Source organism: Marinomonas profundi, assembly GCF_020694005.1.
In the GTDB taxonomy this organism is placed as follows: Bacteria; Pseudomonadota; Gammaproteobacteria; order Pseudomonadales; family Marinomonadaceae; genus Marinomonas; species Marinomonas profundi.
Genome location: NZ_CP073013.1, coordinates 1,846,639 through 1,862,560 on the forward strand (window position 1 = coordinate 1,846,639; position 15,922 = coordinate 1,862,560).

The 15,922-nt window shown below is 46.1% G+C and carries 13 protein-coding genes; 6 read left to right on the forward strand and 7 right to left on the reverse strand.

What is annotated here, in order from left to right; genetic code table 11:
• Positions 1-105: 105 nt before the first annotated feature.
• Positions 106-2,256 (forward strand): FAD-dependent oxidoreductase, encoded by a 2,151-nt coding sequence (locus tag J8N69_RS08660; protein ID WP_168825272.1) that lies wholly within the window; start codon positions 106-108, stop codon positions 2,254-2,256.
• Here J8N69_RS08660 and J8N69_RS08665 read toward each other — a convergent pair.
• Positions 2,253-3,167 (reverse strand): LysR family transcriptional regulator, encoded by a 915-nt coding sequence (locus J8N69_RS08665; RefSeq protein ID WP_168825274.1) that lies wholly within the window; start codon positions 3,165-3,167, stop codon positions 2,253-2,255. The genes J8N69_RS08660 and J8N69_RS08665 overlap by 4 nt on opposite strands.
• A 129-nt stretch (positions 3,168-3,296) precedes the next feature.
• On the opposite strand from J8N69_RS08665, the gene J8N69_RS08670 reads away from it, so the two are divergent.
• Positions 3,297-4,022 carry a sulfite exporter TauE/SafE family protein gene (locus J8N69_RS08670; protein WP_168825276.1) on the forward strand — a complete coding sequence of 242 codons (726 nt, stop codon included), beginning with the start codon at positions 3,297-3,299 and terminating at the stop codon, positions 4,020-4,022.
• 147 nt (positions 4,023-4,169) lie between these two features.
• A complete protein-coding gene (locus J8N69_RS08675; protein ID WP_168825278.1) occupies positions 4,170-4,685 on the forward strand; it encodes a M48 metallopeptidase family protein in 516 nt (171 codons plus the stop codon).
• A 2-nt stretch (positions 4,686-4,687) separates the two neighbouring features.
• On the opposite strand, the gene J8N69_RS08680 is transcribed toward J8N69_RS08675, so the two are convergent.
• Complete coding sequence (locus J8N69_RS08680) at positions 4,688-5,359, reverse strand: 7-cyano-7-deazaguanine/7-aminomethyl-7-deazaguanine transporter (protein ID WP_168825280.1); 672 nt, start codon at positions 5,357-5,359, stop codon at positions 4,688-4,690.
• 616 nt (positions 5,360-5,975) lie between these two features.
• Between J8N69_RS08680 and J8N69_RS08685 the strand changes: the two genes are divergently transcribed.
• Positions 5,976-6,296, forward strand: coding sequence for a hypothetical protein (locus J8N69_RS08685; protein ID WP_211085026.1), 321 nt, complete (start codon positions 5,976-5,978; stop codon positions 6,294-6,296).
• A 29-nt stretch (positions 6,297-6,325) separates the two neighbouring features.
• Here J8N69_RS08685 and J8N69_RS08690 read toward each other — a convergent pair whose 3' ends face one another.
• The 4 genes from J8N69_RS08690 to lhpI all read right to left on the reverse strand — a co-directional run bounded on the left by J8N69_RS08690 (position 6,326) and on the right by lhpI (position 11,176).
• Positions 6,326-7,183 carry a PA4780 family RIO1-like protein kinase gene (locus tag J8N69_RS08690; protein WP_168825282.1) on the reverse strand — a complete coding sequence of 286 codons (858 nt, stop codon included), beginning with the start codon at positions 7,181-7,183 and terminating at the stop codon, positions 6,326-6,328.
• Positions 7,184-7,289: 106 nt separating this feature from the next.
• Entirely contained in the window at positions 7,290-8,204 is a 915-nt protein-coding gene (locus tag J8N69_RS08695; RefSeq protein ID WP_168825284.1) for a hypothetical protein, read from the reverse strand.
• A 497-nt stretch (positions 8,205-8,701) separates the two neighbouring features.
• Positions 8,702-9,940 (reverse strand): DEAD/DEAH box helicase, encoded by a 1,239-nt coding sequence (locus J8N69_RS08700; protein WP_168825286.1) that lies wholly within the window; start codon positions 9,938-9,940, stop codon positions 8,702-8,704.
• A gap of 285 nt (positions 9,941-10,225) precedes the next feature.
• Complete coding sequence (lhpI, locus tag J8N69_RS08705) at positions 10,226-11,176, reverse strand: bifunctional Delta(1)-pyrroline-2-carboxylate/Delta(1)-piperideine-2-carboxylate reductase (protein ID WP_168825288.1); 951 nt, start codon at positions 11,174-11,176, stop codon at positions 10,226-10,228.
• 389 nt (positions 11,177-11,565) lie between these two features.
• Here lhpI and J8N69_RS08710 point away from each other — a divergent pair, with 389 nt between their 5' ends.
• Entirely contained in the window at positions 11,566-12,570 is a 1,005-nt protein-coding gene (locus J8N69_RS08710) for a carbohydrate porin (RefSeq protein ID WP_168825290.1), read from the forward strand.
• A 154-nt stretch (positions 12,571-12,724) separates the two neighbouring features.
• Here the strand turns inward: J8N69_RS08710 and gss are convergent, their stop codons facing one another.
• Positions 12,725-14,602: a bifunctional glutathionylspermidine amidase/synthase gene (gene gss, locus J8N69_RS08715; RefSeq protein ID WP_168825292.1), complete on the reverse strand. Its 1,878-nt coding sequence runs from the start codon at positions 14,600-14,602 to the stop codon at positions 12,725-12,727.
• A gap of 227 nt (positions 14,603-14,829) precedes the next feature.
• Between gss and J8N69_RS08720 the strand changes: the two genes are divergently transcribed.
• The gene (locus J8N69_RS08720) at positions 14,830-15,906 is read left to right on the forward strand and encodes an alkene reductase (RefSeq protein WP_211085028.1); all 1,077 of its coding nucleotides are present in this window, start codon (positions 14,830-14,832) and stop codon (positions 15,904-15,906) included.
• Positions 15,907-15,922 lie beyond the last annotated feature (16 nt).

Genomic DNA, 15,922 nt, shown 5'->3' on the forward strand with positions numbered 1-15,922 from the left:
AAAGCTGCCAAGTATTGTCATAATATGGGACTGTGTGGCGTCTAATGATTCTGTTTGTTTTGACACATTTCTGTCGGGCCGAAAGGCTTTTTTGGGGTTCTACTCATGAAAAAAATCGGATTGCTGGTTTTGATCGTCGCATTGGCGGTGGGCTTTTTCTATTTTGATTTGCATCAATTGCTGACGTTGGAAGGATTAAAATCCGGTTTGCTCGAGTTCGAGACGTGGCGCAGTGACAGTCCTTTGTTGGTTGGCGGTGCGTTTTTACTTTTATACGTCATCGTGACGGCTTTGTCTTTGCCCGGTGCGGTGATCATGACGTTAGCCGCTGGGGCGTTATTTGGCTTGCTGTGGGGCACGGTGATTGTGTCTTTTGCCAGTAGCATTGGCGCAACCTTGGCATTTTTGGTGTCGCGCTATTTATTGCAAAACACGGTGCAATCGCGTTTTGGTCATCGCTTAAAAGCCTTTAACGAAGGCATTGCGAGGGACGGCGCGTTTTATTTATTTACCCTGCGTTTGGTGCCGATTTTCCCTTTCTTCTTAATTAATTTGCTGATGGGCTTAACCACGCTTCGCGCTTTGACTTTTTATTGGGTCAGCCAAGTGGGCATGTTTGTCGGTACTTTGGTTTACGTGAATGCTGGCACGCAATTGGGTCAGTTAGAGAGTTTGTCGGGCATTTTGTCGCCTTCGTTATTATTGTCTTTTGTGTTGTTGGGAGTGTTTCCTCTTATCGCGAAAAAAATAGTTGATGTAGTGAAAGCGCGTCGCGTTTATGCTGGATTTACCAAGCCAAAATCCTTTGATCGAAATTTGATTGTTATTGGTGCTGGGGCTGGTGGCTTAGTGAGTGCTTACATTGCAGCCACAGTGAAAGCCAAAGTCACCTTGATTGAAGCCCATAAAATGGGCGGTGATTGCTTAAATTACGGCTGTATTCCGAGTAAAGCATTAATCAAAAGCGCGAAAGTGGCTCATCAAATGCGCCATGCTGAAAACTATGGTTTGAACAGCAGCGAGCCGAGTTTTTCTTTCAAAAAAGTCATGCAACGTATTCACGATGTGATCGCAAAAATCGAACCTCACGACAGTGTTGAGCGTTACAGCAAAATGGGCGTCGATGTGGTGCAAGGCTATGCCAAATTGATCGACCCTTGGACGGTGGAAATTCAATTAAATGAGGGCGGCACGAAACGCTTAACGGCGCGCAGTATTGTATTAGCAACTGGCGCTCGTCCTTTTGTGCCAGATCTACTCGGTTTAGACGAGGTGGGTTATGTCACCAGCGATACTCTGTGGGACGCTTTTGCTACATTGGATGAGCCACCGAAGCGTCTGGTGGTATTGGGCGGCGGCCCGATTGGTTGTGAATTGGCGCAGAGTTTTGCGCGCTTGGGGTCGAAGGTAACGCAAGTGGAGCGCTCGGCTCGCATTATGAGTCGAGAAGACGAAGAAGTGTCTGCGCTGGTACAAGAAAGTTTAACGCAAGATGGCGTAATCATGCTGACTTCGCATAAGGCGGTACGCTGTGAAAAGGAAGGTGAAACCAAGCGTTTGATTGTGGAGCTCGATGGTCAAGAGTCGGTGATTGAATTTGATGTGCTGATTTGTGCGGTTGGCCGCGAAGCGCGTCTTGAAGGTTACGGTTTGGAAAATTTGGGCATCGAAACCAAAGGTACGATTGTCACCAACGATTATCTCGAAACCCTGTATCCGAATATTTTTGCGGCAGGCGACGTGGCGGGCCCTTATCAATTTACTCACGTGGCGGCTCATCAAGCTTGGTATGCGGCGGTGAATGCTTTATTTGGCTCGTTGAAGAAGTTTCGTGTCGATTATCGGGTGATTCCTTGGACCACTTTTGTTGACCCAGAAGTAGCGCGCGTCGGCTTGAGCGAGCAAGATGCCAAAGATCAAGGTATTGCTTATGAAATGGTGCGTTACGGACTAGATGATTTGGATCGCGCCATTGCTGACAGCGCCGCAAAAGGCTTTGTCAAAGTGCTGACGGTGCCGGGCAAAGACAAGATATTAGGCGTGATCATAGTAGGCGAGCACGCTGGGGATTTGTTGGCCGAATTCGTGTTGGCGATGAAACATGGTCTGGGTCTGAATAAGGTGCTTGGTACCATTCATACGTACCCAACCTGGGCGGAAGCCAACAAATACGCCGCCGGTGAATGGAAACGCGCTCATGCACCGCAGCGGGTTTTGAGCTGGTTAGAAAAATACCATACTTGGCGTCGAGGTTAATCGGAAGAAAAGCCGTCGTTGAGATGGGAAAAGCGTTTCATCTTTTCCCAAAAAAGTTTTGCCTGAACGCTTTGAGTTTGATGGCGTAAGCGGATCATGAAAATTGGCAGTTGATTTTGTGAGGTGAAGTTTTCCACTTCTATTGGCACTAGGTGGCCATTGTCCAATTCTGCTTCAATGCAATGTTTGGGCATTCTCGCCCAGCCAAGTCCGTGCAGTAGCAGAGTCTTTTTGGCTTGAAAGTCATTCACGTACCAGCGCTTTCCTGTTGGCAAAACATACTGGTGTCCATTTTCCGAGGCGTTGGCGGCGGTGTTGGAGACTAAAATTTGTGGAATTGTATGAAGCGATTGCTGTTTTATTTTAGCGTCATTGGCGTTGAGTGTGACGAGTAAGGTCGGGCTGATCACTGCCATCATGGTGATTTTATTAAGCTCGATAAAGGCGTGCCGGTCATCAAGCCCGTATCTTGGGCCAATGGCGATTTCGCATTTATTTTTTGCCAGTTTTTCTTGCACGCCATGAAGGTGATCTGTGGTGATGTCTAGAGCAATCTCAGGATGGTGAGTTTGAAAGGCTTTGATGCGTGACATGCAATCATCGTCTAGCGCCATTTGGCTCAAGCTGATGTGCAACGGCGCGGCTGTGCCTTGAGCGAGATCATGGCCTAAGTTTTCTAACTGCAGCACCTGAGACATGAGTTTTTTGCTTTGCTGGAAAAATGCATGGCCTTCGGCGGTGAGTGTTGGGCGATAGCTGTTCCGATCAAATAGCAATATGCCATATTGTTCTTCCAAGGCTTTCACCGCCGCACTGATTCCGGGCTGCGTTTTATGGATAGAATCCGCCGCCGAGCGAAAACTGCCTGTTTCGACCACCGCAATAAAGGCTCTTAGCTGATCCAGTTTCATAGGTTCACCACATGATTATTAATTCTGATCGTTTTAATAACAAAACGAGATTATTTATTGTTCATTATATCTTTTATCATAACAACCACTAGACGCGCAGTAGCGTTTGTTTCACAAAGGAGAGAGTAGGTGGATTCAGCATTCGTCGTGCTATTTTTAGCGGGGTTAATTACCGGTTTTTCTAAATTTTCGGTCGGTGGTATGGGCTTGTTGGTGCTGCCTATTGTGATGATTGCCTTTCCGGGTCCTGAGGCGTTGGGGATGATTTTGCCGCTCTATATTATCACCGATATTTTGGCGGTGTGGAGCTATCGATCTAAAATTGCTTGGGCGGTATTAGCGCGCTTTTTACCCCTGGCTTTTTTGGGAGTGATAGTCGGCAGTCAGTTGTTGGCCAACATCGATGCGGACCAGTTTGTGAGCTTTTTAGGTTTGATGATCTTATTAATGATCGCCTTGGGCCTGTATCTGGATTTTCGTCCTGCCTCGTTTATGCAAAAGCCGTGGGCGGCCTATTCAATGGGCTTTTTGGGCGGCATAGTGACCATGATGGCTAACGCAGCAGGGCCCATTTTTAGTCTATTTTTGTTGGAACAAAAACTGAACAAAGAGACTTACGTCAGCACCCGAGCGTGGGCGTTTTTTATCATTAACGTGGTGAAATTGCCCTTTTACATCAGCCTAGGTTTACTCTCGCTTGAAAGCACACAAGCCAGTTTATACGCCGTGCCAGGGCTGTTGGTCGGTTCATTTATTGGCTATCATTTTTTGAAAAAAGTGAACCCCATTCAGTTCAAATGGATGATCCGCATTATGTCGATGATTGCGGCAATTAAGTTGTTTTTGTTTTCGTGATACTTATCTCGTCACGCTTGTTTAGGGGCCGTTACGAGAGCATTTTTCTGAGGGTTTTACATGTCTAGTCATCTTGCTGGGTGATCGCATGGCTTCTGGAAACGGTGGTGTTTGGTTTTAGACAATAAAGAATAGTGATGGGTGAATATGGGTCAAACGACGAGTGTAAAAAACTATCTTGGTGCTTACAGTGCTCAGGTACAGCAGCAGGCGCAAGCATTGTTAGAGACGGAAAAATCCGCTCAATGGTTGTTAAATAAGTATCCTGTTGTCCATGGACTGGGCGGTGCCAGTGGTTTGTATGAATACGCTTTAGAGATAAAAAATACCTTTATGCGCAGTTCGCCGCCCATTAGTAAGGTGATTTACGACGATAAAATACACGTGATTAATAATGCGCTTGGCCTGCATACTTATGTGTCGAGAATGCAGGGCAATAAGCTTAAAGCCAAAAATGAAATTCGAATATCCTCTTTGTTTCGTCAAGTCCCTGAGCCCTTACTCAGAATGATACTGGTGCATGAATTAGCGCACCTTAAAGAAAAAGATCACAGCAAAGCCTTTTACAAGCTCTGCTGTTATATGGAGCCCGATTATCATCAGCTAGAATTTGACCTGCGCTTGTATCTTAGCCATCGAGACCGCTTTGGTGAGCTTTGGTAAGCCTAAACGTTTACGTTTGATAGCTGGAAATCGGGTTTTATGGCGGTGATTTTCTTGCTTAGGTAAGTCAACAAAACCCCATACATAGGAATAAATAACCCTAAGCTGATGATGAGTTTAAAAGCAAAATCAGCCAGTGCGATTTCTTGCCAATGCTGCGCCATAAATGGATCTGGGCTTTGATAGAAGGCAATGCCGAAGAAAGCTAATGTATCCAAACCGTTGCCAAATAGGGTGGAAGCGGCTGGTGCAATCCACCAGGCTTTAAGTTGGCGAAGTCGATTAAAGACTTGGATATCCAGTGCTTGACCCAGCAAGTAAGCCATCAGGCTGGCAATCGCAATACGTCCAACAAAGCTGTTGTACGTGGCCAAGGCGGCAAACCCTTGAAACTCGCCTTGAGCGAATAAAACCGATAAGACATAAGAAACGATTAAAGACGGGATCATCACCAAAAAGATAATTTTACGCGCCAATGGTGCGCCAAAAATTCGCACCGTAAGGTCAGTGGCTAAGAAAATAAAGGGGAAGGTGAAGGCGCCCCAAGTGGTGTGAAACCCCACTACGGTAAAAGGAATTTGTACCAAGTAATTGCTAGAGGCAATGATCAGTAAGTGGAACAGGGCGAGGTAGCCCAACGCTTTGCTTTGTTGTGCCGTGGTAAATGTGCTCATATTGTGGCCTTTTTCGTTTGATTGGGGTGAGGGAACCCAAATTTAAAATTTGATGACGCTTCGCACCTGACCTATCGGTCAAATGCGGAGCGAGATTATACATGAAAATACTGGTTAAAAAAGCGTCAATTGCCAAAAAGATAACAGAGATAAGTTGTAGTTGCGGGTAGACAGGTTGGTCTCGACGATAATGAACAATTCTGTCTACCTTTGTCAATGTGCTTTTCCGACGAAGGAGGGTGTCGCTAAAGGTATTCAGCGAAGGTTGGATAGGTTTTGTAGGCCTGATGAAGGAGGCACGACTGTGATCAGGCGTGTGACACTATTCATCCTACAATTGGTTGATTTATATTGGTTTTTGTAGGTCGTGATTTATCGCGACAAGAGGCTCATTGTTAACGATGGTTTTTGACGGCCTAAAGGCCGACTTACATTTTTGGTTTACGTAAAACTTGTCCGTCGTGATTGTTTTGTAGGTCGTAATTTATCGCGACAAGGGATTCATTGTTAACGATGGTTTTTGACGGCATAAATGCCGACTTACATTTTTGGTTTACGTAAAACTTGTCCGTCGTGATGGTTTTGTAGGTCGTGATTTATCGCGACAAGGGGCTCATTGTTAGCGCTATTTGATGCGTTAGATGATTGGTTCCACGATAGGGTTGAGGTTCTATTGCCATTTAAAGGCTGTTTTTTTGTTAAAGCCAATGGCGAGTTTTCGGATCATGCCATAAACGCTTTGTGTCAGCGTCATAAACACAATATTACGTCTTTTATTCAAGCGAATCTTGTTGGTTACCAGTCTGAATCGACGGCGGCAGAGTTAGCGCAAAGCATTAGTGTGCTGAAAGAAGGGGCGATTGCACAAGCCTATGTTGCTGATGATCGCGATGCTGCCAAGAGAGCAAAAGCGATGGCTGTTGCTCTCTTGGGTTGATTGGGAGGATCTGTATCTAAAATATCTGATTAATCGTCGTCATTGCTGCTGTTGATGCGTGCGAGCCTGTCTTGCTCTTCTTCAAAGGCTTCTTGTATTTCTTGCAGTACGGAGTCAACGTCAGCGGCGTCTGTTGGTTCTTCAAATAAGCCGGTCAGCTCCGTGTTGGGTGTTAATTTACCGGCTTCAAATAACGCCCAAATTTCCTTCGCATATTTTGTTTCGAGCAGCTCTGGGGCAAACAAGCCGTAATAATTACGCATGTTGTTGACGTCGCGCTCTAACATCCACTCGGCGTTATTATTGGCGGCGGCATCGACCGCTTGTGGTAAGTCGATAACAACCGGGCCGTGTGAATCCACTAACACATTGAATTCAGATAAATCCCCGTGTACTAAGCCAGCGCATAACATGCGAACCACATCTTTAATGATGGCGTCATGGTCATTTTTGGCTTGTTCGGCTGTCAGCACCACATCGCTTAGGCGTGGTGCGACTTCGCCGTTATCGTCGGTGACCAGCTCCATTAATAAGACGCCATCAATGCAGCCATAAGGCACAGGCACACGAACACCGGCTTCGGCCAAACGATACAAGGCGTCGACTTCTGCGCTTTGCCAGAGGTTTTCTTGTTCATCGCGACCAAATTTAGAGCCTTTCTCCATGGCTCTTGAGCGGCGACTGTTGCGTACTTTTCGGCCTTCTCGGTATTGCACAGCTTGTTTGAAACTGCGTTTGCTGGCTTCTTTGTAGACTTTTGCGCAACGGATCTCAGATCCGCAACGAACCACGTAAACGGTGGCTTCTTTTCCGCTCATCAATTGTCGAAGAACGTCGTCTATTAAGCCATCTTCTATTAGGGGTTGTAATCTTTTAGGAATTTTCATGCGGCTCGTTATACAGTGATTAGAGGACAAATGACACTACCAATCCATCGAAAATAGGGCTTATTGGTAGGCTGGGCAAATGATTTTTATCTCATGTTGATTTGCATTATTCGCTGATGTCCCGATTTTTATATTCATTGTTGACTAAATACTCAATCATATCATTGATCTTCATGCCTTTTTCCTCCGCTAAGGCGTTTAATTTTTGCTTCGTGTTAAGCGTCATGCTGATGCTGTAAGGCTTTTTGCCTGTTGATTTCTCACGAAACTTTTTTTGGCTCCACGCTTTTTTCATTTTATCAATAATGAGCGCTTTACGGTCTACGTTATCAGATAAATCTAGAGTAGCAATAACCGCTGCTTTTTTTTCTGCGGCGTCTGTGGCGAGCCAAACAGGGGGAAGCGGGCGTTGCGTGATGTTTTGTAGATACGAATATGCCCAAGTCCACTGAACAGAGTCTGACGCTTCCAGCCAGTTGACCACTGCGTCTTGTGAGCGAATAGTTTGCCAGATGTTTTTTAAGCATTCCAGCATCGCTTGTTGCTGCTGCAAATCGGCTTCGCTGTCGAAGAAGGCGTTAATAATGTCGTTGTGTCTGTCCGCGGTATTGTCTCTTTCTGTGCTGAAGGCTTTTTCAGCAAGGCGTAAGAAGCGCGTTTCTTGTGGTGGCGTTTGTTCTTCGCCAGAAAGGTTTTTTTGAGTTTGCGAATGTTCTTTTAAATAGCACCAAGCCCAATTACACAAACGTTGGTCTTTTTTATCGAGCCAGCGGAAGTGGCTAAAGGGTAATTGGGTGGCTTTAAACGCCGTGCGCATTTGACTGGCGAAATTCTGCGGAGCTCGACTTTTTTGGATTAAATTATCCAGTTCATCGTTTAGCTTTTTTACACGCTCAACCAGCGTATCGCTACGTAAGTTTTTTAAAGAGGCGGAGCGAATGTGCTTGAGCAAATACTCTGCATAAAAAGTGTATTCCCTTTCTGATACTGCCTCCAAAAAATCGCTGTTGCTTTTTATCATTCTTATTATTCCCTTGACGCTTAAAAACCCATAAAAACTACGCTGTAGATGTTTCGTAAATGTTACGTGTATTTTAATAACCTTACAATAATTTTACAGTATATTTATTGATCTTTAAAATGCACTCGAATGACGTGCCAGATGCGATTTCGTGCATCAGCAGGCTAAAATTCAGCCGCTAGAGTGAAATGCTGATAAAAAAGCTGATATTGAGATGAGATATAGGTAAGAAGGATGAGGCTGGGGTGAAAAGGACGATATTAGGGGGGATGTGAGCGAAGGCTGTGCTAAACAGAGTAGCGCGCTCTTGGTTTCGTGCTGAATAAGTGATTCCGTGTGAATAGGTGGTTCCGTGTGAATAGGTGGCTTTTAGAACTTGTTAAGCTTTGCCGTTAGTAAACGGCAAAGCTTTTAACCAATATAAATCAACCAATTGCAGGTTCAATAGCCTCGCACGCCTGATATCAGGCCTACAAAACTCCCCCAACCTTCGCTGACTACCTTCTGCGATGCCCTTTTTTAGGTGAAGAAAGCCCAAGCGCTTTCGCTCTTAATGCCTTTTTTGAGGGTTCGCGCTTTTGCTGTGAAGGAGCGTGATTAATGTTTGGTTCGAAGCCTGGTAGCCACTGAGGTACAAATTGCTCACCGACGAGCTTTTCTATCTCCGCTAACAAATATTGCTCTTTTTCCGCCACTAGGCTGACGGCCAGTCCGCTCGTGCCAGCGCGGCCCGTTCTACCAATGCGGTGAATGTAGTCTTCTGCGTTGTAGGGTAATTCGTGATTTACCACATAGTGCAATTGTTCAATGTCGATGCCTCTTGCGGCAACGTCTGTGGCGACAAGGGCGCGTACTTTGCCGGCTTTAAAATCGGCTAATACCCTATCACGTGCGCCTTGGGATTTGTCGCCATGGATGGCTTGAGTGGCGATGCCGTCTTTTGCCATTTCTTTTGCGAGTTCGTCAGCGCCTTGTTTGGTACGAGTGAAAATAAGCACTTGTTGCCAGTTTTTAGAACCAATAAGAAAGGATAAAAGCGCCCGTTTTTGTTGTTGGTCAACGGCATAGACGATTTGTTCAACCTGTGCGGCGGCGGTGTTGCGGTGGTTAACTTCTATTAATTGCGGGTCTTTTAGTAGGGCTTTACTGAGAGCAAAGATCTCATCGTTAAAGGTGGCAGAAAAAAATAGCGTTTGTCGCGTTTCGGGGAGTTTTTTTAATATTCTTTGAATATCAATGATAAAGCCCATGTCGAGCATACGGTCGGCTTCATCCAATACGAGAGTTTGCAGATGGTTTAGATCAATCAGGTTTTTCATCATCAACTCAAGCAAACGCCCCGGCGTGGCAACTAAGACATCACAGCCTTGCTTGAGCGCATCCAATTGCACATTGATACTGGCTCCGCCATACGCCACCACAGATTGGATGGGGAGATTAGCGCTGTATTTTATGAAACTGGCATGAACTTGTTGCGCTAATTCTCGGGTCGGCGTCAGGACCAGAACCTGGATGTTATCGGTGTGGTGCGACGCTTTGGTTTGTAAAATTCGGTGCAATAGCGGTAACGCGAAGGCGGCGGTTTTTCCGGTGCCTGTCTGCGCGCCAGCCATAATGTCTTGATTGGATAAAACCGCCGGAATCGCGGCAAGTTGGATCGGTGTAGGGGTTGAGTAATCTAGTTTTTTTACCTGATCAAGAATGTTTTGATCAAGCCCTAATGATGCAAAGCTCATGGCGCTCCCGCTAAGGTTGAAAGCTATAAATAGAAGGCGCTAGTGTAGCATTATGCCGGTATAACAGGCGGTTTTTGTACCGATCGTGTTGCAATTAAAGCATAGCGAGCAGCGGCTTGAGAACGAAGTCGCCGAGTAGGTAGCTGAGATAAAACGCGACAGGCGCTTTAACTCGGAAGCCGTTAATGCATCGTGTCACTTTCATCACGCCACTATATAGATAGTGGCGTGTGTACAGACCAAGTTTAGAGGAATGAGATTAAGTGAGTTTAGGTTAAAAGGGGGTTATGAATCCTGATACGCCAGCATCGCCGCTGCTAAGTCTTCACGAGAATCGCCGACGGACTTAAACAAGGTAATGGCTTGATCGGGCTGATTAAGCGCTTGTCTGCCTAAGTGCTTGCCGCTGCAAAGCTCGGTTAATTCGGCTTGAATGTCCTCCGCTACTATCGCCCCTTCTCTTATTGGGATGATTAAATCGCCGGTTTCCGCTAATGCACCTGCGCGCGTGTCGACAAAAATCTCTGCTTTTTGCATGGCGAGATTGTCCACTTCGCGCATCATTGGGGTAAAGCTGCCGACTAGGTCCATATGCACGCCAGGTTTGAGCCATTCGCCTAAAATGATGGGTTCATTGGCGAGTGTGGCGCAGCTAATAATGTCTACCTTGCCTGCTATGTCGGCAAGTTGTTCGGTTTTGCAGATTCGGGCATCAATGCCTTGCGCTTGTAGTTCTGCGACAAACTCAGACGCAGTGACATGGTTTCTATTCCAGATCCATACGATTTCAATGGGGCGAACACTGCAATGTGCTGGAACAAGATGACGGCCCATCCGCCCAGCGCCCAGCATTAACATAGCGCGAGAATCTGGGCGAGATAGGTACGAAGACGCCAAAGCCGATGCTGCGGCGGTGCGTATCGCTGTGATGACGTTGCCATCCATTTGCGCCAAGGTTTGCCCCGTTTTACCGCAACTTAACGTATAAAGACTGGTTAAACCGGGTAAGCCTTGTGCGTTATTGCCCGGAAAAACGCTGACTTGCTTAACGCCTAAATATTGACCTTCGATCCAAGCTGGCATCAGTAATAATGTCGCCTGAGGAGCGTTCGGCACATCAATAAAATGATGGTGGCGCACGGGTGACTGTACGTCTGTCACGAAAATATCGCGCAGCGCTGCCACAATTTTTGGCCAAGTTAAGCGAGAACGTAAAGTATCTGCTGATATTTGCATCTTGGGATTCCTCCATTGGGTGAGTCATCATCCTAGCATTCTTCTCTTCTGCTGCTCTTGCTTCTCGCTTGATTTTTTCGCGATCACGTTTTTGTTTTTAATTTTCATCATTTGGTAATTAAAGAACGCAAATCTTAATTTATCTTCATTTCTTTCTTATTTCCTGAAGGTGAGACATTTTATTAGCCTGTCGTATTTCATAAAAAACTATATATTACAATTACTTAAATAATTTATACTTGCTTCTTAAAAAATTAAGTAAAAAATAAGACCATTCAAGTCTGATTTCTTGTTGTAATAAAGTTACCGAAATGTATTATTAATACCGAAAACATACGTTTTTAAGCATTTAATCACTATAAAAACAACAAACATTTGGGTTTGAAACTATGAAAAAATCGATTCTTTACACTGCTATTGTCACTGGTCTTTTATCCGCTGGTGCGATTCACGCGGCGCCTTCATTCGATGCGAACTTCGAGTTAAATACTGATGCAATTGACAAAGCCGTAGGTGATACGACTTATGACCAAAATGGTCGTGTTGAGCTGAACGCTTACAGCAAACACACATCAGGTGAGAACTTCTTTGCTGGTAAGGGCTCGGTGCTTTTAACAACAGATGGAACAGCTGTCGTTGATGACGCTTTTATTCAGTTGGGCAATAACACTTGGGACCTACAACTAGGTCGCTTTGAAGGCATTAACTTATTTCCGTTAGCAAAAGATACTTTAATTGTTCATGCTATTGATGGCGGTGTTTATGAAGCCAATAAAGTGCGTGGTCGTGTGGGCGATAATGGCGGACAGATTGCTTTCCATTACAAAGCCAGCGAAATGCTAAAGTTTGAAGTGGATACGCTTTACGGTGATGGTCAAGCGGATAAGGGTGACGGCAAATCTTATGGTGATAAAACCACAGCAATTGCTGGCATCCGTCCTTCGGTGACTTTTGTGACGGATGCCGCGACTATTTCTGCAGGTTTTGAAAGCGTTAAATATGATACAACGGACGGTGCAACACCTACTCCAACTACTGGTAAAGTGGATCTAACAGGTTATGCTGTTACTGCGAACTTTGATATGGGTGCGGCTAACGTGAACCTTGCTGCAGCGCACAGCAAAGACGATATTTCAGATAAGAAGACCACGTCATTTGTTGCAAACATGGTGTACGGAAACTTTGGCTTGGGTGTGATTGCTTCTAGTGTTGATAATAAAGCCGGTAGTGATCCATCTTTGTTAACCACTTATGTTGCTTACACGGTTCCTGTATTGGATATCGAAAACGCCACAGTAACTTTTGCGGGTTCTTACTCAACAGCGGATGACGTTGCCGCGGGTGATAATGATAAAGTCACAGCAGCACGAGTTCGTTTTAACTACGGCTTCTAGCAGGTAGTTAAAGAGAAGAGCAATATCGCTGGTTACTCCCTTTTCTAGCGATATTGTTCTTTCTGTGTGTTTGTAATCCTTTTTATTCTAGTGATCCTCTCTCAATAGTTACCATACGAAAAACCTACCCTCTTTACCGTCATGCATCGTGATGTTATTCAATCACTCGTAAGGTCATTAAGTCGCTGTCTTTGGTAATGACTAAGCTTGGGTCAACACGCAAGCAGCTGCCAGCGTAATGCCCTGCCACGGAGAAGGTGCAAATTTGTGAGCGATAGCCTTCAATGTCTGGCAGTTTCCACAGCGCTTGGAAGATGTGATCTTGGTGAGAAAAACGCCCAGCGGTTTCTTCCATCAAGGCGTCTTCGCCATCGTATAGGCTGATGTTAAAACCGCAGCGGCCCGCAATGGGTTTGCTCACATAGCCGTTATTTTTTAAGGAATCGCTTAATTCAAAAGACGATTCTAATAAATAGGGATGATCGGGGAAAAGCAGCCATAAAACGGGTAAAATCGCCTTATTGCTGGGAATGAGTGTCCAAAGAGGCTCATACACCATCACGTCTTTGCGTAATAATACATCCACTAAACGCGGTGCTTCACTGCGTGGTATATCGGTTTGGTAGTCGCGTAAACGCTGCTCATCGTCATCGCATTCGGCGCGGATCTGATCGAGGGCGGTTTCCCATGCCCATGTTTTCCACACCCAACGGATTTTGACGCCATCCGCGTCCACCACGTCACCGTCTTCGTCCCAACGCAGACTGCCTACCCCTTTGATGACTTTGCATGCTAGTCCGGCTTTTTCTATGGCGCGTTTCATGAAAAGGGCGTGGTAATTTTCCTCTAGATCTGTGTCTTGCATGATGTGAATCACGCCTTTAACGGCACTGTTTGTCCAAGCTTCGATCAGTTCATCAACGAGTTCCGTCGCGGAGCCTTCGCCTTCTGTCGCGCCATAATGCTTGGCCCATTTTTCTTGAATAATGCCCGCTTCCATATAGCAAGACGCAGAATCGCAGTTGTATTCGTAGACCTTAATGCCTTTTGCCGACAGGCTGAAATCAAAACGTCCGGTGATCATCTGATTGCGACGATTGTCCCAAGATTGATGGATCTTAGGCCATAAGGCGGGGGGGATATTAAAGCTGGAAAGCAAGTCATCGTTTTGCAACACATAGTCTGTGGCGTGCATAAACAAAGCATGCAATTCGTTGGTGGCGCGTTTTAACTCCCGTTCGGCTGTTTCAGTGATGACCATGTATTTATAATCGTCTTCCGCTCGGCTGGCGAGTTTGTGGCCGCCCATCATGTCGACAAAGGCTTCTTCCGCTGGATTCGCAATGTTTAACCAAGCACGCGAGGCTTGGCCTTTGTTGGGTACATGGCGTATTTGCAAATCAAATAAGGCGGGATCGTCGGGTGCAATATTTTCGGCGTGTTGGTCATCGTCGGTTTGTATCACCCAGCCTAAAATAGAGGCATCACCGTAGGAGCAACGTAACCAATAGCCACCGTCAGCACTGATTTTGGCGTCTAGCACACGGGAATAATCTTGCCCTTCTGGCCAGACCTGATGACCGACGTTTTGTTCAACCAGATACAAGCGATCCGCTAAGACCTTGGTGACAATCGCGACATGTCCGGTGATTTCAAATTCCCCACCTTCGCTCCAAATAAGCAAGGCACCCACTTCTGGATGACGCAACGAGCCATTGCGAAAGGATTTTAACGGCAAGCGACTTTCGTCGGCGATTAAGCGCGCTGAGGTGAGACGAAAGATGTCGTAAGCCATGGCGACATCGTCAAAAATGTAGCCTTTATTGAGATACAACCAGCGGCGAGCAAATTCAACGCATTGCCACTTATAACCCATGAAAATACCATCCACATAGCTGCGATAGGCATGGCGGTTAGGCAATTCGTCATCATTGGCGGAATCATAGTCAGATGAGTAAACCGGGACATTGCCCAGCGCTGTGCCTAACAAGGTGCCAAAAGGGGCTATTGGCTTAGTCGAATCGGATGTCATGTCGCTGAGTTGCCTTACACAAATGTGCTTTATTAGGCTTAAAAAAGACGATATGAACATCGTCAGATGCTCGCAATATAGTCCTTGAAAAGGGGAGCTGCAAGCACTCAAAATGCTTATTTTTTGGGCGGTATTTAGTAAAAAAAGTGCAAGCGATTGTATTTTAAAATTACTGCCGCATGTAGAGACTATCCTGTTACTGAAACAGCCTTTTTTTGGAGTTAACGATGAGCACAACACAAAATATTTTATTTAGCCCTGTGGTACTTGGGGACGTAGAGTTGCCAAACCGTTTCGTCATGGCCCCCTTAACGCGAACCCGCGCGCCGGGCCATCAACCCAACGCCTTGATGGCAGAATATTATGCGCAACGTGCCAGCACGGGCTTGTTGATCTCAGAATGCACCATGGTAACGGAAGGTACATCGGCCTTTGGTGATGATCCAGGTATCTATTCTGCTGAGCAGATCGAAGGCTGGACGCTAACGACTAAGGCCGTACATGAAAAAGGCGGTCGTATCTTTATGCAAATTTGGCACGCTGGCCGTGCCGCGCATCCATTGTTGAATGACGGCAAAGAGGCGGTATCTGCGAGTGCCATTGCGATTGAAGGTGAAACGCACACCCCAGAAGGCAAAAAGCCTTACACCGTGCCACGTGCATTGACGGTCAGTGAGATCAAAGACATAGTGAGCGATTTCCGTCAGGCGGCGATCAATGCCAAAGAAGCGGGCTTCGATGGCGTGGAAATTCACGGCGCTAATGGTTATTTGATTGACCAGTTTTTGCGTGACAGTGCCAATCAACGTACCGATGAATACGGTGGCTCCTTGGAGAATCGTTCGCGCTTCTTATTTGAAGTGCTTGATGCGGTGACCGATGTATTTGGCAGCGGTCGAGTTGGCTTACGCCTTTCTCCACTCAACAGCTTCCAAAGTATGAAAGACAGCGATCCAATCGCGTGGACAGGTTACTTGGCAGAGCGGCTAAACCGTTTTGATTTAGCCTATGTACATTTAATGCGTGCGGATTTCCTTGGCGTGCAGCAAGCCGATGTCGTCAGTGTGGCGCGCAAAGCGTACAAAGGTCATTTGATGGTTAACATGGGCTACACAGCGGAAGAAGCTAGCCAAGTGATTGCCAACGATGACGCTGATAGCGTGGCGTTTGGTACGGGCATTCTGGCCAATCCGGACTTTGTTGAACGTGTTAAAGCGGGCGCTGAGCTGAATGAGCCAAACCCAAATACTTTCTATACCTCTGGCGCAGAAGGTTATACGGATTATCCGTTTATGACGGCATAACCCCCAGTAACATCAA